Origin of the sequence: Actinobaculum sp. oral taxon 183 str. F0552 (assembly GCF_000466165.1) — a bacterium.
GTDB lineage: Bacteria > Actinomycetota > Actinomycetes > Actinomycetales > Actinomycetaceae > Peptidiphaga.
In genome coordinates this window covers 41,632-58,902 of the sequence record NZ_KE951439.1, presented here as the reverse complement: position 1 = coordinate 58,902, position 17,271 = coordinate 41,632, and the positions used below count along the sequence as shown (strand labels likewise).

Here is a 17,271-nt window from a genome sequence, read left to right as displayed (position 1 = left end):
GCCGGAATCACGCCCTCTCCGCTCGAAATACCTCGGGTGTCGGCTGCAGATCTACCACCCGTCACCGTGGATTTGAGCTGTTTAGACATTGACTAACCAGAAAATCCCACATGAGTGGGTATGCCATTATCTATGCAGGACCGAGCATCAACTTCTTTTCTATAAATAAGGAAAGATTACTTTTCAGCGTTTTAGGAGCTTTGAATGCACCAGAAGCTGTAGAGGAGGAAGTCCTTCGAAAAGCGCGCCAGGATAAGCGCTTTTCAGCTGCAGGACGCGTCTGGAGAAAATTACCGCCGAGACTCCTGCATATTCTTTTCGATGATGTGGCAAAAGGGTTATCGATAGCAGTCGAACGAAGTAGCGACGGTAGGTGAGCATCTATCGGATAGGGCAGCCATGAGAAACATTTACCTGCGTTTAAAAGAGCTTGACGACGGACTTCTGCCGTTGAAGAAGACGAACCTGATGAGCCTTCCCTGCTGGAGTTGAGTTCGTTACAATCACGCACTACCGAGGATTTCTCCGTGGACCACGGTGAACCACCCGTCCTCGCTTGCACCCCACTGCCGCCATCCTTCGGCCATCGCCTCGAGGTCGTCGGCCGTCGCCAAACCGATCTCGCACGCCTGCGGGCCGAACGAAGTCAGGCACCGCTCGGCCCATGTGGCCGACCACCATTCGCGATCTCGCTCCGTGGCGAAGCACCAGGTCGAGGCCGAGGCGACCACCTGCGTCAGCCCCGCCTGGCGCGTCCATGCCAGCAGCCTGCTTCCGGCGTCGGGCTCGCCGCCGTTGGCCCGGGCGGTGGCCGTATAGACGGAAAGCCACAGGTCCATGCCTTCGGGCCGCGGGAACCAGCTCATGGCCGAGTAGACGGCGTCGCGCACCGCGACCGTCCCGCCGGGGCGGGCGACTCGGCGCATCTCGGCCAGGGCCGCCACCGGCTCGTCCACGTGCTGGATCACCTGATGGGCGTGGACTACGTCGAAGGCGCCGTCCTCGAAGGGCAGAGCGAATACGTCGCCGGCGGCCAGTTCGACTCGGTCCAGGAGGCCCCGCGACTCAAGCGTGGCCCGGGCCGCCTCCAACGCGGCGGGAGAGGCGTCGAGCGCCACGACCCGTCCGGGCGCCACGAGCTCGGCGAGATCGGCGGTGATGGACGCCGGCCCGCATCCGACGTCGAGCAGGTCCATACCGGGGTGCAGGCGGGGGAGCAGATATCCCGCCGAATCCAAGGCGCCGCGGCGCGAGTGCCCTTCGAGCACCGCCGGGCCGTGTCCATGGGTGTACCGGGCGCTCATGCGGCCGTGTGGAGAATGCTCGGACATCGCAATCCCCTTAGGAGGGCGAACCGCTGCTCGCCAGGCCCGCCCGGGGGCTTCCCGGGCTATTTGGCGCCATTGGCCTGCCCTTTGGCTGCGGGCGACACCTGCGTGACGAAGTCCTCCATGCCGCGGTTGTCCTTCACGACGGCGGTGACGGAGACGGCCTGGTCGGCGGAAACCGTGGTGGCGGTCCGCACGCCGTGGAGTTCCTCTTCGCTGCCGTCGGGGCGTTGGATGTACCAGTCGACTTTGGCGACGGTCCCGTCGGCGTCGGTGGAGGCCGACGCGTCCAAGGAGAGCCGGGAGCCGTTGCGGGCGACGGTCATGGCGCCCTTGGGCCGCGCGTTGCGGACCTGCTCTTCGGCGGCGGGGAGGGCGGCGCCCTGCTGGCCGCCTCCGTCCTTCAGGGCGTTCATGACGGCGTCGGCGGTTGCGGTGTGCCCGTCGGCGATCGGGTGGAAGCGGCCGTCCTCGAAGAGGCCGTAGAACCACGATCCCTTGGCGCCGCACAGCTCATGGCCGTTGAATGCGCCGGTCGGGTCGGCGAACAGGTAGCCGTGGCGCAGCGCGGAGGCCTTCAGGGCCGCGTTGACCTCATCGGTCTTGGCCGCGATCCAACGTTGATCCACCTTCTTGACCCCTTCGCAGCGCCCCGGGATCAGTCCGCCTTCCCCTCCCTTGACGGGGAACATGTGGGGATAGCCGACTGCGACGACCGCGGCCTTGGGGGCGCGTGAACGGATGTCGGCCATGATCGCGTCGTAGCTGTGGATGCCTTCTTGCGTGCTTTTGCCGCGCAGGGCGTCCAGGGCGGCGTCGACCGGGTCGGTGATCTTCTTGTCGCCGCTGCACGTGACGAAGGGGAATATCCTCGCGCCCCCGATGCAGTCGGTGAGGGTCTTGCGGAAACCTGCGTCGTTGCCTCCGATGGAGAACGTCACCAGGCCGGTGGACGAGCCGACGCGGTCGAGTTGGGCGGGCTCGCCCCAGGCGGTGTTGGCCTGGTAGAAGTCCTTGGTGCGGGCCTCGGCGCAGGCGTGGAAATCCAGCGCCCTGTCGATGCGCTTGCCCACCTTGTGAGCGTAGGCGCCCTCGGAGCGCTTGCACCTGTTGCCGCCGACGACGTCGGTGCCTTTGGCATACGGGAGTACGCCGAAGCCTGAAGCGTAGGAGTCGCCGAGGGCCACGTAGCGGCCGGTCGGCACAGCAGCCGGCCGTTGAGCGGAGTGGGCCGTGGCACCGACGTCGGCCACGGTCAGGATCATCGCGATCGCTGAGAGAAGGCCGAGCCGGGAGGATCGAGGACGCGGGAAACGCCGACGCCGCCGAGCCCGCTGGAGGATTCGGATTCCTCCCAGGCCCCGGGCCTGTTGAAGGTGCTGGCCGACCGGGCGGACGGACGGGATCGGGGAGTGCGAATTGTTGAACACGGTGGATTCCTCAGGTTGTTCTGGCTGTGCGAAATGAGCGCTGGAAGTGGCTGCCAACAGGATGCGATCCGGAAGCCCCGCAGGTCAACCCCTCATACCCATTCAGAGTTACCCATACACATCTAATCCCCGTTCAGCTATGCGAGCCGCCGAAGGGGGTGCGCTCGCCGCGCCATCCGGTGGCGCGCAGGAACTGCTCCCAAGTGAGGGTGCCCGGGGTTAGGCGGCGGCTCCATTCCAAGTCGCGTCCCGGCCTGAAATACCCGTAGTTCACCGTGTAGTTGACCATGCCCAGGATCTCCTTCGCCTGCGATTCGGCGGCGAGTTCGGGGAAGTAGTGGAGCAGACCCTCGCGCGTGAACGCATCGCCGTACTCGGCCTTCACGCCGGTGACCCGCTGGAAGGTCTCGATCATCTCGCGGGGCGAGACGATGTCGCCGACGAGCGGGAGCGTTCGGCCCCGGTAGGCCTCGGGGTGGGAGAGGATTTCGAGTACCGCCGGGCCGGTGGCCGTCAGCGGGTCCACGAAGGGCGCCCGGAAATCCTCGGGAAGGTAGACGGGCAGAATGAGCGAGTCGCCTTCCCTGCGTGGCACGTAGTACTCCAGCAGATTGGTGAAGAAGAAGGAGAGCATGACGAAGGCGCAGGTCACGGGCAGCGTGCGGATGTAGTCGGCGATCCGGGCCTTATCGGTGAAGTGAGGGGCGAACCATTGCCCGCCTGAGATCTCGTCGACGTTTTCGAGGGTGCTGAACACGAGGCGTCCGACGCCCGCCCGCACGGCGGCGTCCGCCAGGCGGCACCCCAGTTCGTATTCGCGCGAGCCTTCCGGCGCGATGGGCGGGGTCATCAGGAAGGCGCCGTCCGCGCCGACGAAAGCGGCGAGCCACTCCTCGTCGTGCCCCAGCGCCAGCGGGGCGGAGACGACTTCCGCGCCGAGCCGGGCGAGGTTCTGCGCCTGAGAGGAGGAGGGATCGCGGGTGAGGGCGCGCACTCTGAAGCGTCCGTCGTCTATCAGCGTCCTGACGACGCTGCGACCTTGCTTGCTGGTGCCGCCGGCGACGGCTATGAGCGGTTCAGCGGGCATTGCGGCATTCTCCTTGAACTTCAGGGGGTTATGATCGTGTGCAAACGCCAGTATGGAACCGCGAGTCGACTGGAACAAGAACTATCCTTTCGGATAGGTACCCTGGGAAGGCAGGCGCAGGCCATGAGAACAGAATGCATCAGCGATTTCGTGAGTCTGGGTGGGAAAACCTACCCGTGTCCCATCAGCGTCGCCATGGATTTGGTGGGCGGCAAGTGGAAGGCGGTCATCCTCTACCACCTGCAGCACGGGCCCAAACGTTTCGGCGAGCTGCGGCGCGCCCTCATCTCGCCGACGGAGGCGGTGCTGAGCAACCAGCTCAGGCAGCTGGAGCGGGACGGGCTGGTCTCACGGGAAGTCTTCGGGAGCAAGCCGCCTGTGAAGACGGTCTATTCGCTCACCGAATTCGGGCGCACTTTCCTTCCCGCCTTGGCCGCCCTGACCGAGTGGGGCAATCGAGTGGTCTGCGAGCGGGGGCGCTTCGAATGAAGTTCGAATGAAGGCGATGACTGCCGGCCGGGGCCGGCTCCTTGTCAGCCGCCATCGTCCCTCGCCTCCGCCGGACAGGCGTTCAAGACAGTCGCCGGATGGCCGTTGACCAGCACCGGAACCAGCCGTGGCCCTTCGAATCCTGCACGTATCAGTTCATCTGCCACAAGCTGCTCCATCTTCCGTGAGACCAGTAGCACCAGCCGTCCCGTCCGCGGGTCGAGTACGCGGCGGAAGCTCGCCGCCATGGCCGCGTAGAACTCCTGGGCCGACCCGGCGAAAGACTCGAACTCCCCCCACGGCGGGTCCGTCGCCACCACGCTTGCCGAACCCGACTCCACCGAGGGCAGTTCGAGCGCGTCCTCGCGCAGGAACTCGATCGGCGCGCGGGCCCTCGGGCTGTCGAAACGAGGCTCGGCGTACAGGTCGACCCCGATGACCCGCCTGGCCGGCCATTCCGCGCGCGCCCTGCAAAGCGCTCCACTTCCAGCGAACGGATCCAGGAACACATCCCCGCCCTGCGGCTTCGACATCCGCACTAGCAACCGACTCAGCTCGGGGCTCAGCGACCCGGCCGGCCCCGGCTTGGCCGCTCGTGAAAGGCGACGCCCCAGCACGATGGTCCCCAAGGCGCGCCTCCCGATGAGCCATAGCTCGTCCCCGCCGCCGCGGGACATCACCCGCGCCCTTGTAGCAGACATCACGGCACGCTCCAGCGTCCCTTTCGCATGGCGATCCAACGGCTCCAACTGGCCATCTATCTGCGCCATGATCCGGAAACCGGACATGCGTTCCAAGCCAGGCGAGACGGATCGCCGTAGCCGTTGGGCGATAGCCTTGGCCGCACCGCTCAAAGAAGTCCGGGGCACTTCCAGAACCAGCTGAAAGGCATTCTTGACGTAGAGCAGCTTGGCCACCGACTCGGCCGGAGCCGACGTCGAAAAGAGCAGGGCGCTATCGTCCCTGTGAGACACTGAAACCAGGCGCAGATCGGCCCGAAGGCACTCCTCGACCAAAGCGGCGAGCCCCGCCGGGAAGGTCACAAGGTAGCGTTGGCGCTGGGGGCCGTCGCTCTGACCGCTCTGGATCCGGCGAGGGCCGCCTGTGGTTATCCTTCGACGCCCTCCAACACTGGACGTCCGAGCAGCGCTAGCCGCCTTGCGCGGATTTGCCATGCCTTGCACTCCCAATCTGACAGGAGCCTTCCGTCATCGGGGATTCTACCTGACTCGGTTCATGCCATACGCCGCGATGAGGCTCGCGGGCGGTGGCCGCCGAGATAGCCGTGCTCATCGGCACCCAGTTGAAGGGCGGTCCTCGCGAACGCCTCGCCTCGCGCAGATGCTGAAGGGCTTCGCTATGGTCGCGAGGCGCTCCACATGCGCGCATACTTGCCGCCGCGCGCGAGCAGCTCCTCGTGCGTGCCCTGCTCGGCGACCGCCCCGCCGTCGATGACCGCGATGCTGTCTGCCTTGCGGATGACGGAGAGCGTGTGCGCCACCATGACCACGGTCTTGCGCGAGGAGAGCAGGTTGGCGACGGCCTTGCGTACCGCCAGCTCGTTCTCCACGTCCAGGTTGGAGGTGGCCTCGTCGAGCAGGACGATCGGCGCGTCACGGAGAATGGCGCGGGCGATCGAGATGCGTTGGCGCTCGCCGCCCGACAGGAACCCGCCGTTCTCCCCGATCCGCGTCGCGTAGCCTTCGGGCAGCGCGCTGACGAAGCCGTCGGCGTTGGCCAGCCGGCACGCCTCGCGCACCTCCTCGTCGCTCGCTCCGGGCCGCGCGTACCTCACGTTGTCCATAACCGAGTCGTCGAAGAGGAACACGTCCTGGTCCACGAGCGCCACGTTGCGCAGCACGCTCTCGGGCGCGTAGGCGGCGGTGTCGGCGCCGCCGAAGGCGATGGTCCCGCGATCCGAGCGGTACAGCTGGGCGATCAGGCTGAGCACCGTGGACTTGCCGCAGCCCGACTCGCCCACGAGCGCCGTCAGCCTCCCCTCCGGCACGCGAAGGCTGAAGTCGGAGAGCACGCGCGGCCCCCGCCCGTAGGAGAAGTCCACATGGGAGAGGCTGATCGCCGCTCCCTCCATGGGCACGGCGTCGAAGCTGCCCTCCTCCTGAGGCTCAGCGAGCACGGCGGCGACGTTGTTCCTCGCGATCCTGAGGTTCCGGTAGGCGGTCAGGTCGATGAATATGCCGTTGACGAGCCTCAACGTCAACAGCGGCATCATGGAGATGAGCAGGAAGGAAGAGGCGGCGACGGCATCCGCCTTCCACGCCTGGTAGCACAGCACGACGAGTAGGGGCTGGCTCAGGCCCGCCAGGATCGCCAGAGCCACCCCCACGGGTATGACGGCCCGCTCGTAGACGTAGCTGACGCGCGAGAACTCCCGCATGCTGTCCACGATCGCATCGTTGCGCACGCCCGCCATGCCGTAGGCGCGCAGGGCCTGCATGCCGTCGACGTGCTCCATGATGGCGCTGGAGTTGCTCGCGCGCACTTCGTCCTTGTGGGGGCCGTGGACCTTGACCTGGCGCCATGACAGGGCGACGGCGGGGACGAGGAGGAGGAAGGACAGCAGCACGACCGCTCCGGCCGGGGCGTACAAGAATGCGACGAAGACGGTGATCACGCTCGCCAGGGAGACGTTCTTGAGGATGTCGCCCGTCCTGTGGGTGAGGATCTGCTCGTAGTCGTTGACGTTCACGGTGAGGGCCTGCAGGTATTCCCCGCTGGAGCGCTCGGTGAAGCGGGAGAGGGGGATCCGTTTGATGGAGTCGCCCAAGGCCACGCGCAGGTTTCGGCTGATGCGCGAGCCGCCGATCTGCCCGCGGACGTAGCCGAAGGAGTAGACGGCTAGGCGGAGGGCGAACACCCCGACGAGCGCGCCCGTGACCCCGAACAACGCCGCAAGGCTGACGGAATCGGAGAAGACCTGCTGTATCACCAGGTAGACGAGCACGAAGTTGAAGCCGCCCAGCATGCCCTCGACGACCGTGCACGCGCACGAGACGTAGAAGTCCCGGCCCTTCGCGAAGGGAGCCGCCTCAGCCGGCGCCGCATCCGCTGACGTCGCCGTCGTCGAAGCCGCCTTCGGGGCCGCTTCCGCGAGCGCCTCCCGCTTCCCGCGGGCGTCCATCGCATCGGAGTCCGCTGCTCCGACGCGATAGTTCATGGAACGGGACTGGTTGTAGTCCTCCCAGACCGTGCGGTAGTAGGGGCTGGACGCGAGCAGCTCGTCGTGGGTTCCCACGGCGGTGAGCGATCCGTCTTCGATCACGGCGACGCGGTCGCAGCCGGGTACCACGTCGAGCCGGTGGGCGACGATCAGCACCGTCTTGCCCTCGCACAGGCTGGCGATCGCCTCGTCGATGAAGGCCTGGTTCTCCGGGTCGGCCGAGCTCGTGGCCTCGTCCAACACGAGGATGGGCGCGTCCTTGAGGATGGCGCGGGCGATGGCGATGCGCTGACGCTCGCCGCCTGAGAGCCGTGCGCCCAGAGTGCCGATGACCGTGTCGTATCCGTCGGGGAGCGCCGCGATGAAGGCGTCGGCCTGCGCGAGGCGCGCTGCCGCGCGCACTTCCTCGAGCGTGGCGTCGGAGCCCATGCGGATGTTCTCCGCGATCGTCCCGCTGGTGAGGAAGGTCTTCTGGAACACCACGGATACGTGCGCCAGCAGGTCGTCGTAGTCGATGTCGCGCACATCCCTCCCGCCGATGGTCACGGCGCCCGAGGTTACGTCGTAGAAGCGCCCCACCAGCTCGACGAGAGTCGACTTCCCCGAACCGGAGGGCCCGACGAGGGCCAGCCGCTCGCCCGCCCCCACGGTGAGCGAGACGTCGTGCAGGACCTCGGGGGCGTCGTCGCCGTATGCGAAGGACACGCCGTCGAAGCGAATCGACGCGTCCTCGGGAAAGGCCTGGCCAGCCCCGAAGGCGGGAACGTCGAGGAGCTCCTGGACGCGTTGGGCGCCCGCCGAGGCTTGGGAGAGTTTGTTGGAGAAGTCCTGCAGCAGCCTGATCTCAGTCAGGTAGAGAGACCCCGCGAAGGCGAAGAGAAGATAGGTCGACCCGTCGACGGCGCCGTGGGTCAGCATCAGGGCGCCCAGGGGGACCATGAGGAGGAGGCCCGCCTCGATGACGACGACGTAGGCCGCGAACCCGGGGCCGGTCCGGCGCGACATCTCGCCCCACACTTCGTGCTCCTCGTCCACGGCGGCGCGGAACCGCCTGAACGAGCGGGCGCCCATGTCGAGCGCCTTGATCACGCGCATGCCGCTGACGTACTCCACCATGACCGAGTTCATGTCCTCCAGGGACTTCATGGCTCGGGGCATGACGGCTCGGGCGATCTTGAACAGGCGGACGAGCACCGCGAACGCGGCGATCGCGGGGACGAGCGTGACCAGCGCCAGCGGCGCGTTCGCGGTCAGGAGGAAGACGAATGCGGCGGCGGGCCCCGAGACGTACATGAAGGCCTCCGGCAGGTTGTGCGCGAGCAGGAGTTCGAGCTTCTCGACGTCGTCGGAGAGGACGGTCTTGATCCGGCCGGTGCTGCGGTCGTCCAGTTCGCCCAGCGGCGCCTTCGACAGGCGGTCGAGGACGCTGCAGCGCACGTCGAGCAGGGCGCCGTACGCGCCTTTGTGCGCGAGGGCGTTCGACACGCCGAACAGGATGTGGCGCAGCAGCGTGCCCGCCACTAGGACGGCGGCGTCGACGGCGACCACCCGGGTCGTGCACCTGCCCTCGTAGACGGCGCGCATCATGTCGAACACGGCGAAATAGGGCACCGCAACCATCAATCCCGACAGTGTCGCGCAGACGATGGAGGCCACCAAGTACTTCCTGTTCCTGCCCGCCCATCGGAGCACGAGGGCGACCGGGTTGCTCGTCTTGTTCACGGGTGCTTCTCCTCCCTCTCCGTTTGCACGGACGCGGACGCGCCCGTCATCGCCCGGACCGCGTCGAAGTCGTCGCGGACTGAGGCCTGGCCGACGACGCGCCCGCCGTCCATGTGCAGGACGCGGTCGCAGGCGCACGCTATGAGCTCCAGGTCATGGGTGACGACGAGGATCGCGCGGCCTTGGCCCGCCAATCGGCCCAGCAGGCGGGCGACGCGGCGCATCCCGTCCAGGTCGATCCCGCTGGTCGGCTCGTCGAACACGAGGAGCCGTTTGTCGGCCGCCAGGCACGCCGCTACGGCCAGGCGCTGCTTCTGGCCGCCGGACAGCGTGGCCGGGTGCCTGGCGGCCGCCTCGCTCAGCGCGAGTTCGCGCAGGACGGCGTCGACGTCCACGGCGGCGGCTTCGCGGCGCGGCAGGCCGAAGGTCACCTCGGCCGCGGCGGACTCGGCGAAGAGCTGGTAGTCGACGTCTTGGAACACCATGGAGGAGGCGCGCACCCGGCGTTTGCGCGCAGCGCGCCTCCCGTCGAGGCTGACCGCCCCCTTCGCCTTGCGCTCGAAGCCGCACAGGGCGCGGCACAGCGTGGTCTTCCCCGCGCCGTTGCGGCCGGCGAGGGCGACGACTTCGCCGGAGCGCAGGTCCACGTCGGCCTCGCGCACCACTGGGCCCCGGCCGTAGTCGACCGACAGTCCCCGTGCCGAGAGCGCGACGCCGCGGCGCCCTGGCGGGGCGACGGCGTCGTTCGCGGGCGCGACGTCGTCGAGGTCGCGCGTGCGCAGTCCCATGGAAACCAGCTCCTGCGGACTGAGCGCCGCGAACTCGCGGGCCTCCATGACGCGTGAGACGCGGCCTTCCTCGAGGTAGACGTAGGCGTCGGCGATGCCCGTGAGCCAGGCCAGCCTGTGCTCGGCCACCAGGATCGAACGGCCCGCGGCTTTCCCGTGCACGACGAAGGCCGCGATGTCCGCGATGGACGGCATGTCCAGGTTGCTCGTCGGCTCGTCCAGCAACAGGTTCGACGGCCGCAGGGCCCAGATGCTCGCGTAGGCGACCTTCTGGCGCTGCCCGCCGGAGAGGCGGAAGACGCTGCGTCCGGCCAAGTCCTCCAGGCCCAGCTCGCGGAAGGTCTCGCCGACGCGGGCGCGGATCTCCTCTCCCGGCCATCCGGCGCTCTCCAAGGCGAAGGCCGCTTCCCCGGTGGCGTCGACGTTGAAGAACTGAGTGCGGGGGTTCTGGAACAGTGTCCCCGCGCGCTCGGCGATCCGCCAGGTGGCCAGGTCGCCGACCTCCTCGCCGTCGAGTAGGACGCGTCCGGTTCTCTCTCCCGGGAAGAAGCGCGGGGCGAGCCCGTTGGCCATGCGCAGCAGGGTGGATTTGCCGCATCCGGAGCGCCCGCACAGGACCACCACTTGGCCGGAGCCCACGTGGAGGGAGACGTCGCGAACCCCGGCCTCGGCCGCGGCGCCTGAACGGTAGGCGAAGGATGCGTGCTCGAAGCGGATCATCCGATGGCCCCGCAGATGGGAGCGCCCGCCACGGCGCACAGGCCCAGGGCGAGCATGGCGTAGTCCACCGGGCGCATCGCGATGGGCAGGTAGCAAGTGCGCTCGGCGGGGTTCTCGATGCCGCGCACGATGGCGGCCATCGACAGGTCGTCGCAGACGCGGCTGGCGCTCATGAGCAGCGGAGCGTAGACGCAGTCGACGGTGCGCGCCGGAGCCTTGAGGAGGCTCATGGGGCTGGGAGAGATGCCGCGCATGCGCATGGCGTCCCTGATGAAGCTCCAGTCCTCGCTCACGGCGGGCGCGTAGCGCATGGCCACGGCCAGGGGGATGCTCAGCTGGCGTGGCGCGCGGACCCGCGCCAGGGAGCTCATGAGCTCGTTGACATGGGTGGTGGTCACGGTCGCGTAGGCCATGAGACCGCAGGCGAAGACCTTTCGCACGAGCAGGAAGAAGGATCCGAAGGCGGTGCGCAGGGCCACGCTGTCCAGGTACGGGACGAGCTGGGTGCCGGCGACCGCCGCCGCGTACAGGACGAGCATGACCGCGGAGGCCTTGGGCCTTCCCAGCATGACGCCGAAGCCGAAGGCCAGCGCCATGAGGAGCGTCTCGTAGGCGAGGTTCGGCGCGAGGGCCACCGCCGTGGCCGTGGCCGCGATGAGGATCAGCTTGGTGCGCGGATCCAGGTGGACGCCCCGCCCCGCGTGCCCGGCCTGCACAGGCAGGCCGAGGCTATGCGTCTGCGTCATCGGCGGCGGTCAGGCGGTAACGCCGGCGCGCTCGAACTGCCTGCGCAGCAGGCGCATGCCCACCAGGCCGCTGACGAGGGCGCAGACCACGGTCGCGAGGATCATGGCGGGCAGCATCCAGTCGACGGCCGTGTCCAGCATGGTGTCCATGTACGCCCGTTCGGTGCCCTTGCCGGTCAGGTACGCCGTGTAGGCGTCCGGGTCCACCCACAGCATGATGTAGGAGCCCATGGGGGCCAGCGAGTAGACGACGAAGGCGGTCAGGTTGAGCGGTTTGACCCTGAACCGGCCGAAGCCGGCGATGATGTCGGCCACGACGCCCAGGAGGGCGGAGCTCACCGCCCACCCCCAGTACATCCCGGTGACGAACATGATCGCGCCGATGACGACGCCCAGGATGGCCAGCGGGCCGTGCTTGGGGACCTTCGCGACGAGCAGCAGGTAGACGGGGCCGGTGAGCAGGGCCGACGCGGCGGGCATCCAGAACGTGAGGACGGGGTTGGGCGCGAAGAGGGCGCTCCCGATCATCATGAACACGAGGAAGACCGCGGTGAAGACGCCGGTCGTGATGAGGTCGCGCGCGGTGAGCCCGGCGAAGCCCCTCGTCGGCACCTGCTCGGTGGAGTTCGCCTCGGCCGGGCCCCTGTCACCGGATTCCTTCTCTCCGGGTCCTCCCTTCTGTCCGGTCCCTCCGTCGCCGGTCGACATCGCTGCTGCCTTGCCCACTTCCCGTCCTTTCCCAACTCAGGTATTGCTAACCTATCCGAGTGTATGGATGGGACGCCGGCCGCAGGCCGTCCGCTGGGCATTCCAGTCTCATCGGCGCATAATCGCGTCTCATCGTCATAGGCCGGGAGGACGTCGGCGTGAGGAAGTCATTGCAGAATCCGCTCTTGGAGAGCGAAGGTTTCGTGGAGGCGCCGCCGCAGGCGGGCTTCGGCGGGCTCTGGCGCTCGTACCGGTCCGAGGGTTGGGAGTGCACCGGCTGGTTTCACTTCCTCTCCCCCGAGAGGGCGCTGTGGAGCATCAGCATCCACGACTTCACGATGCGCCGCGACTTCATCATGGATGTCGAGCCGCCCAGCTATCTCACGGTCACGTGGTTCAAGTCGATCGCCGGGGAGGAGTTCAGCCCGTATCGCAGGCTCAGGCCCAACAGCGTGTGGGGGCAGAGCATCGGGGGCGGCCCGTGGAAGGGCGTGGCGCACGGCGGCATCCCCGTGCAGAGCGTCGCCATCGAGATCACGCCGGAGTTCTCGGCGCAGTTCCTGGACAGGGAATATGCGGGCGAGTTCCAGGACGTCGAGCGGGCCTTCGTCTCGCTCGGCTCGGACGGCGAATTCCCCGAGATGAAGACGCTGCTGTCCCGGCTCTGGCCGCGTCCGGGCGACCCCGAGCACTCCGAGCTCTACTACGAAGGCAAGGTCCTCCAGGCGATGGGGCTCATCGTGGAGCGTTCCCGACTGGGCTCGGCGGCCGGCGGCGTCAAGCACGTGAACTCGGCCGACCGCGAGCGCATGCACGACATCGTGTGCTACATCGACGACCACTGTTCGGCGGACCTGCGCATCGGCGATCTGGCCAGGATCGCGTGCATGAGCCCCACGAAGTTCAAGGAGACCTTCAAGCTGCTCAACGGGCAGACGGTCACCCAGTACGTGCAGGGGCGCCGGATGAGCCAGGCCGAGCTTCTGCTGCGCCAGCCCGATCTCACCATCGAGCAAGTGGGGCGGTCCGTGGGCTACGCGTCCGCCAGCCGCTTCTCCGCGCTGTTCAAGCGCGAAGTCGGCATGCTGCCCAGAGAGTACCGCAGGATGCTCGGCGTTTGAGACCCGCCCGCGTCGACGCTTCGGGCCGGACCTTCACGCAACGGTGCCGCCACCGGCATCGAGGCGGAGCTCGGCCCTCGGGCAAGCCTCAACCACGTCTCATCTCTTGTCGTGGACGCAGTTCTCCACTTCTGTGCACAGGAGAGAGAATGACGGGCAGATGTCCCCGTTCGACGTAGGCGGTGCTCCACTTCTACGCACAGGAGGGAGAATGGCTTTCATGGCAGAGAAGGATATTGACAGTGCGCGGACATCACAGCAAGACGCGGATCCCAAGGCAGCGAAAGGGAATGCTCGGCAGCCGCTCATCGTTCGCATGGGAGGCATACGGGCGGTTCTGGCCTTCGCCTTCAACGTCACGATGAGTCTGGCTCTCATCGCCGTTTTCCCCATCGTCGCGTTGTGGCCTTTCGGCAAGACTCACCATCCCACGGTGGAGATCCACGACGAGGCGGACGTCCTCCAGACCGAGCCCTTGGCCGACGAGCTCCAACGCCTGACGTTCCGTCGGAAGGTGCACGTCGCGGTGCTCACCGTACGCGGCTCCGATATCGTCAATCTCAACGACGAGGTGCTCAAGTACGCCCGCAAGCACAGCGACACCGACGTTCCGTGGATCTCTCAGTCGAATTCCAACTACTGGAGTGATGGTCTGGTGATCTTCGCCGTCGCCCCCGACGGGAGGAAAGTGGGCTGCTACTTCGGCGAGGACATCACGATTCCTCTCCGCCAGCAGGCCGCCGTCCAGAATGCGGCGAAGGATCAGTACCGCATCGGCGACTGGTATGGGGGCACGGTGTCGATGGCGAAGAAGACCGCGGACCTCATGGGCCGTCCCGGCAGCGGAGACGTGGGGACGACCTATGCCATGCCGGGCGTCGTCGCCATCGCGGGCCTGGCGTGGCTCTGCTGCTACCTATATCGCGGGTTGGCGGCCCGACGCCGCGCGCGGGAGGCGTTGCGCCACTACTCCCAGGTCACTCACGACTACGACACCACCGAGCTGCATGCCAGCACGATTCCCGAGGATGAGCCCCACGGCGCTCAGGTGATGGCGCGCTACCGATGGTTCCGCGGGGAGTACGCGAAGTTCACGCGGGAGTGGCAGGACTTCGGCGACCCCGTGGGCGCCCAGTGGTTCAACTTGAAGATGCTGGGACGGGTCAGCGATCTCAAGAAGCGTTCCGCCGCGTTGGATTCGCTCGACGACGTCATCGCCAACACCGCCACGCTCCTGACCATGTCCTCCGGCTGGGAGGGCGTCTGGGTCAACGAGCAGGGGCCGGTGATGGAGGACCTGCAGTCGCTCAACCGCCTGTGCGAACAGGTCGACGATTCGCAGGCGACGGTCGACACCGAGGAGACGCGGGCATGGGTCCGCTCTCAGCGCCAACGGCTGAACGCGATGACCTCCGAGCTGGAGGCCGGCGAGCTCAAGCCCTCGACAGCGCTCGACGAGCTGGACGGGATCGCCGACGAGACCGAGACCCGGGCCAGGCGGCTGGCGCGCCGAGCCATCGACTCCGACACCTCACGGTATGCCGATGAACGCCGTCGCCGCTTCAACGACTCGCTGTCCTCAAGCAACAACGCGTCCTACAGCGGCTACTGGCTCTTCAGCGGCACGCACGGATACTACGACCCGCATTCGACGATCCGCCTCAACCCCGACTCCCCCGCGCTCTCAGCCGTCAGCTCGGGCGACGGCGGGGGAAGCCTATCCGACGACAGCGGGTCGTTCAGCTCCTTCACCTCGATCTCCGACCTGGTGGTGGGCTATTCCTCCGCGTCGTCCTACGTTCCGGGCAGCTCCAGCGGGGGTGGCAGTTCCTCCGGCGGCTCCTCCTCCAGCGGAGGGTACAGCGGGGGCGGTTTCTCCGGCTCCGGCTCCTCATCGAGCTTCTGATCCCACCGACGTCGACGCTCCTAGAACGGGAGAGTCCATGCACTCCGCCAGCATCGGAGCCGGTGCCGAGGCCGCCCGGGAGCAGATCAATCCACCGCCGCTCGCGCGGCGCGATCGACGCTTCGGAGTGGTCAGTGCCCTGCTTTCGTGAGGATCCTTGTGGAGATGAGGGAATCGAGACGCCGAACGTCAATGCCTCGGCCGAGCTTGACCTTGATATGCCCGGCGTGCGTCCACAGCTCGAGTTCGGAGTTGAAGTCGATCATCCCCGCATTCTCCGACGACCACATGATGATCGAGGAGTACGGCAGGGAATAGATCTCGACTTTCTTCCCTGTCATCCCCTGTGCATCGCGCACGATCAGACGCCGGTCCGTGAAGACGGCGGAGTCACGCAAGGTCTTATAAGCGGCGATCGGCTCCTCGCCGTCTATGAGAACCGGTCCAATGTCCCGGGGGATCGGGCACTCCGAGACGAATGTCCACATCGTCAGCACTGACAGTTCCTGCGGCATGGTGCTCCTTTGAAACGGCGATGACCAGATTATACAGCCCGCTGTCAGCCGGGCAGTCCGAGGAGGCGGCGGGTGTAGACGGCCTGGCCGGAGTGCTGGGCGGCGTCGTCGACGATCGAAACCAGCCGCGCGGCGAGGGTTACGGGCGGGTCCCAGGAATCGTCGACGACGGCGTCCACATCGTCTTCGCCCACGGTGCGAAGGTAGCCGGCGGCCATGGCGTAGGCGTCGTCGAGGTAAGCCGTGAGCACGGAGATGTCGCCGACCACCACTTTGGCCGCCTGCTCGGGGGTATGGCGCCAGTCCTCGGTGTCGTCGGGGAGGTCCAGGGCGAAGCGCTCCTTGTGGCGCCCGGTGATCCACACCGGCTCGACGCCCGCAAGCGGCGCGATCTGGAAGTCGATCTCCCGGGCGGTGTGCCAGGCGAGCCAGCTCAGCGAGTCCACGCGGGGCGCCTTTTTCGGGGTGGGCTGCGTGTTGGCCTGTTTCACGGTGACGCCGGAGAGCGCGCGGTCGAAACGCTCACGCGAGCGGGACAGGCCGTCGATGAGGAAATCGGAGAATGCCATGGCCGAAACGCTACCACCGCACGGTCGAATCCAGACTGTGGCCGGCGGTCGCCGACTATCGGCCACAAGAAAGGCCACACGCCGCACTTCGAAGAATCGAGTGACGACCTCGGCGCGCGCCAGCAGCCTCGAGCGGAATCCAAAGCACTCACGATTCGACTCACGCCGAATAATGCGCCCCGTATTCTGGGCGTATGAATATGCGACGCCCTGCCTACCGCGACGAGTCCCTCCCGGACATCGCGAGGGTCACGGCCGCGCTGGCGCATCCCTCGCGCACGGCCATGTGCAGCGCGCTCATGGACGGGCGCGCGTGGACCGTCGGCGAACTGTCCTCCTATGCGGGTATCACACGGTCGACGGGAAGCGAACACGTGAACGCACTCGCGGGAGCCGGGCTCGTCCGCAAGATCCGCCAGGGCAGGCACACCTATGTGGTGTTCTCCGGCGACGACGTCGTCCGCATCGTCGAGGGCCTCGGCGTGATCGCGGCGACCCAATCCCCTTCCGCGCGGAGTCTGCGGGCGTGGACGCAGAATCACAACCTGCGCGAAGCCCGCACGTGCTATCGCCATCTCGCCGGCCGTCTCGGGGTTCGCCTCGCGGATCGGATGCGCGCACGGGGATATCTGGATGGCGCCTGGCAGCTGTCGCCGCGGGGGCGGAAGCTGGTCACCTCGTGGGGTTTGACATTCGAGGTCGTGCCCCGAGGAGAGGCGTGCATGGATTCGATCGAACGTCGCTTCCATTTGGGCGGAAAGCTCGGCGCCGCGCTCACTGAGCTCTATCTCGAGCACAGGTGGATCGTGCGCAAGGGGCAGACCCGTGCGGTGGAACTCACCGAGTCGGGCGAGAAGGCGTTGGAAGGCGCTTCGCTCGCCGAGCGCTGGACCACCGCCCGCTGAAGAGGAGAACACCCACACAGGTCCTTGATAAACTTATCAAAGCCATAACCCGTTGA

Annotated in this window: 15 protein-coding genes; 5 read left to right on the top strand and 10 right to left on the bottom strand. The window is 67.1% G+C overall.

The genetic code is table 11. From position 1 onward, the window contains the following. Positions 1 to 110: 110 nt before the first annotated feature. On the top strand, positions 111 to 377 hold the full coding sequence (locus HMPREF0043_RS10750) for a hypothetical protein (RefSeq protein ID WP_198010299.1): 267 nt from the start codon (positions 111 to 113) through the stop codon (positions 375 to 377). Positions 378 to 503: 126 nt separating this feature from the next. Here HMPREF0043_RS10750 and HMPREF0043_RS06760 read toward each other — a convergent pair whose 3' ends face one another. The 3 genes from HMPREF0043_RS06760 to HMPREF0043_RS06750 all read right to left on the bottom strand — a co-directional run bounded on the left by HMPREF0043_RS06760 (position 504) and on the right by HMPREF0043_RS06750 (position 3,845). Continuing rightward, positions 504 to 1,304 carry a class I SAM-dependent methyltransferase gene (locus HMPREF0043_RS06760; protein WP_021602238.1) on the bottom strand — a complete coding sequence of 267 codons (801 nt, stop codon included), beginning with the start codon at positions 1,302 to 1,304 and terminating at the stop codon, positions 504 to 506. An 86-nt stretch (positions 1,305 to 1,390) separates the two neighbouring features. Beyond that, a complete protein-coding gene (locus HMPREF0043_RS06755) occupies positions 1,391 to 2,758 on the bottom strand; it encodes an SGNH/GDSL hydrolase family protein (protein WP_269528607.1) in 1,368 nt (455 codons plus the stop codon). A gap of 133 nt (positions 2,759 to 2,891) precedes the next feature. Then, positions 2,892 to 3,845, bottom strand: coding sequence for an NmrA/HSCARG family protein (locus tag HMPREF0043_RS06750; RefSeq protein WP_021602236.1), 954 nt, complete (start codon positions 3,843 to 3,845; stop codon positions 2,892 to 2,894). A 150-nt stretch (positions 3,846 to 3,995) separates the two neighbouring features. Between HMPREF0043_RS06750 and HMPREF0043_RS06745 the strand changes: the two genes are divergently transcribed. Then, entirely contained in the window at positions 3,996 to 4,334 is a 339-nt protein-coding gene (locus HMPREF0043_RS06745) for a winged helix-turn-helix transcriptional regulator (protein ID WP_232206070.1), read from the top strand. A gap of 44 nt (positions 4,335 to 4,378) precedes the next feature. Here the strand turns inward: HMPREF0043_RS06745 and HMPREF0043_RS06740 are convergent, their stop codons facing one another. The 5 genes from HMPREF0043_RS06740 to HMPREF0043_RS06720 form a co-directional block, all read right to left on the bottom strand. Further along, positions 4,379 to 5,251 carry a TRM11 family SAM-dependent methyltransferase gene (locus HMPREF0043_RS06740; RefSeq protein ID WP_198010298.1) on the bottom strand — a complete coding sequence of 291 codons (873 nt, stop codon included), beginning with the start codon at positions 5,249 to 5,251 and terminating at the stop codon, positions 4,379 to 4,381. Positions 5,252 to 5,691: 440 nt separating this feature from the next. Next, positions 5,692 to 9,237 (bottom strand): ABC transporter ATP-binding protein, encoded by a 3,546-nt coding sequence (locus tag HMPREF0043_RS11740; protein WP_021602233.1) that lies wholly within the window; start codon positions 9,235 to 9,237, stop codon positions 5,692 to 5,694. Then, positions 9,234 to 10,745, bottom strand: coding sequence for an ABC transporter ATP-binding protein (locus HMPREF0043_RS06730; protein WP_021602232.1), 1,512 nt, complete (start codon positions 10,743 to 10,745; stop codon positions 9,234 to 9,236). Before HMPREF0043_RS06730 ends, HMPREF0043_RS11740 begins: the two co-directional genes overlap by 4 nt. Next, positions 10,742 to 11,491 (bottom strand): energy-coupling factor transporter transmembrane component T, encoded by a 750-nt coding sequence (locus tag HMPREF0043_RS06725; RefSeq protein WP_021602231.1) that lies wholly within the window; start codon positions 11,489 to 11,491, stop codon positions 10,742 to 10,744. The genes HMPREF0043_RS06730 and HMPREF0043_RS06725 overlap by 4 nt, the downstream gene beginning before the upstream one ends. A gap of 9 nt (positions 11,492 to 11,500) precedes the next feature. Further along, positions 11,501 to 12,217, bottom strand: a complete 717-nt coding sequence (locus tag HMPREF0043_RS06720; protein WP_232206069.1) for an MptD family putative ECF transporter S component — start codon at positions 12,215 to 12,217, stop codon at positions 11,501 to 11,503. A gap of 140 nt (positions 12,218 to 12,357) precedes the next feature. Between HMPREF0043_RS06720 and HMPREF0043_RS06715 the strand changes: the two genes are divergently transcribed. Both HMPREF0043_RS06715 and HMPREF0043_RS06710 read left to right on the top strand, forming a co-directional pair. Continuing rightward, on the top strand, positions 12,358 to 13,320 hold the full coding sequence (locus tag HMPREF0043_RS06715) for a helix-turn-helix transcriptional regulator (RefSeq protein ID WP_040318039.1): 963 nt from the start codon (positions 12,358 to 12,360) through the stop codon (positions 13,318 to 13,320). A gap of 316 nt (positions 13,321 to 13,636) precedes the next feature. Then, positions 13,637 to 15,226 (top strand): DUF5129 domain-containing protein, encoded by a 1,590-nt coding sequence (locus HMPREF0043_RS06710; protein WP_040318038.1) that lies wholly within the window; start codon positions 13,637 to 13,639, stop codon positions 15,224 to 15,226. Positions 15,227 to 15,357: 131 nt separating this feature from the next. Here HMPREF0043_RS06710 and HMPREF0043_RS06705 read toward each other — a convergent pair whose 3' ends face one another. After that, a complete protein-coding gene (locus HMPREF0043_RS06705) occupies positions 15,358 to 15,741 on the bottom strand; it encodes a PH domain-containing protein (RefSeq protein ID WP_021602226.1) in 384 nt (127 codons plus the stop codon). A 44-nt stretch (positions 15,742 to 15,785) separates the two neighbouring features. Then, positions 15,786 to 16,310, bottom strand: coding sequence for a mycothiol transferase (locus HMPREF0043_RS06700; RefSeq protein WP_021602225.1), 525 nt, complete (start codon positions 16,308 to 16,310; stop codon positions 15,786 to 15,788). A gap of 194 nt (positions 16,311 to 16,504) precedes the next feature. On the opposite strand from HMPREF0043_RS06700, the gene HMPREF0043_RS06695 reads away from it, so the two are divergent. Further along, a complete protein-coding gene (locus HMPREF0043_RS06695) occupies positions 16,505 to 17,215 on the top strand; it encodes an ArsR/SmtB family transcription factor (RefSeq protein WP_021602224.1) in 711 nt (236 codons plus the stop codon). Positions 17,216 to 17,271 lie beyond the last annotated feature (56 nt).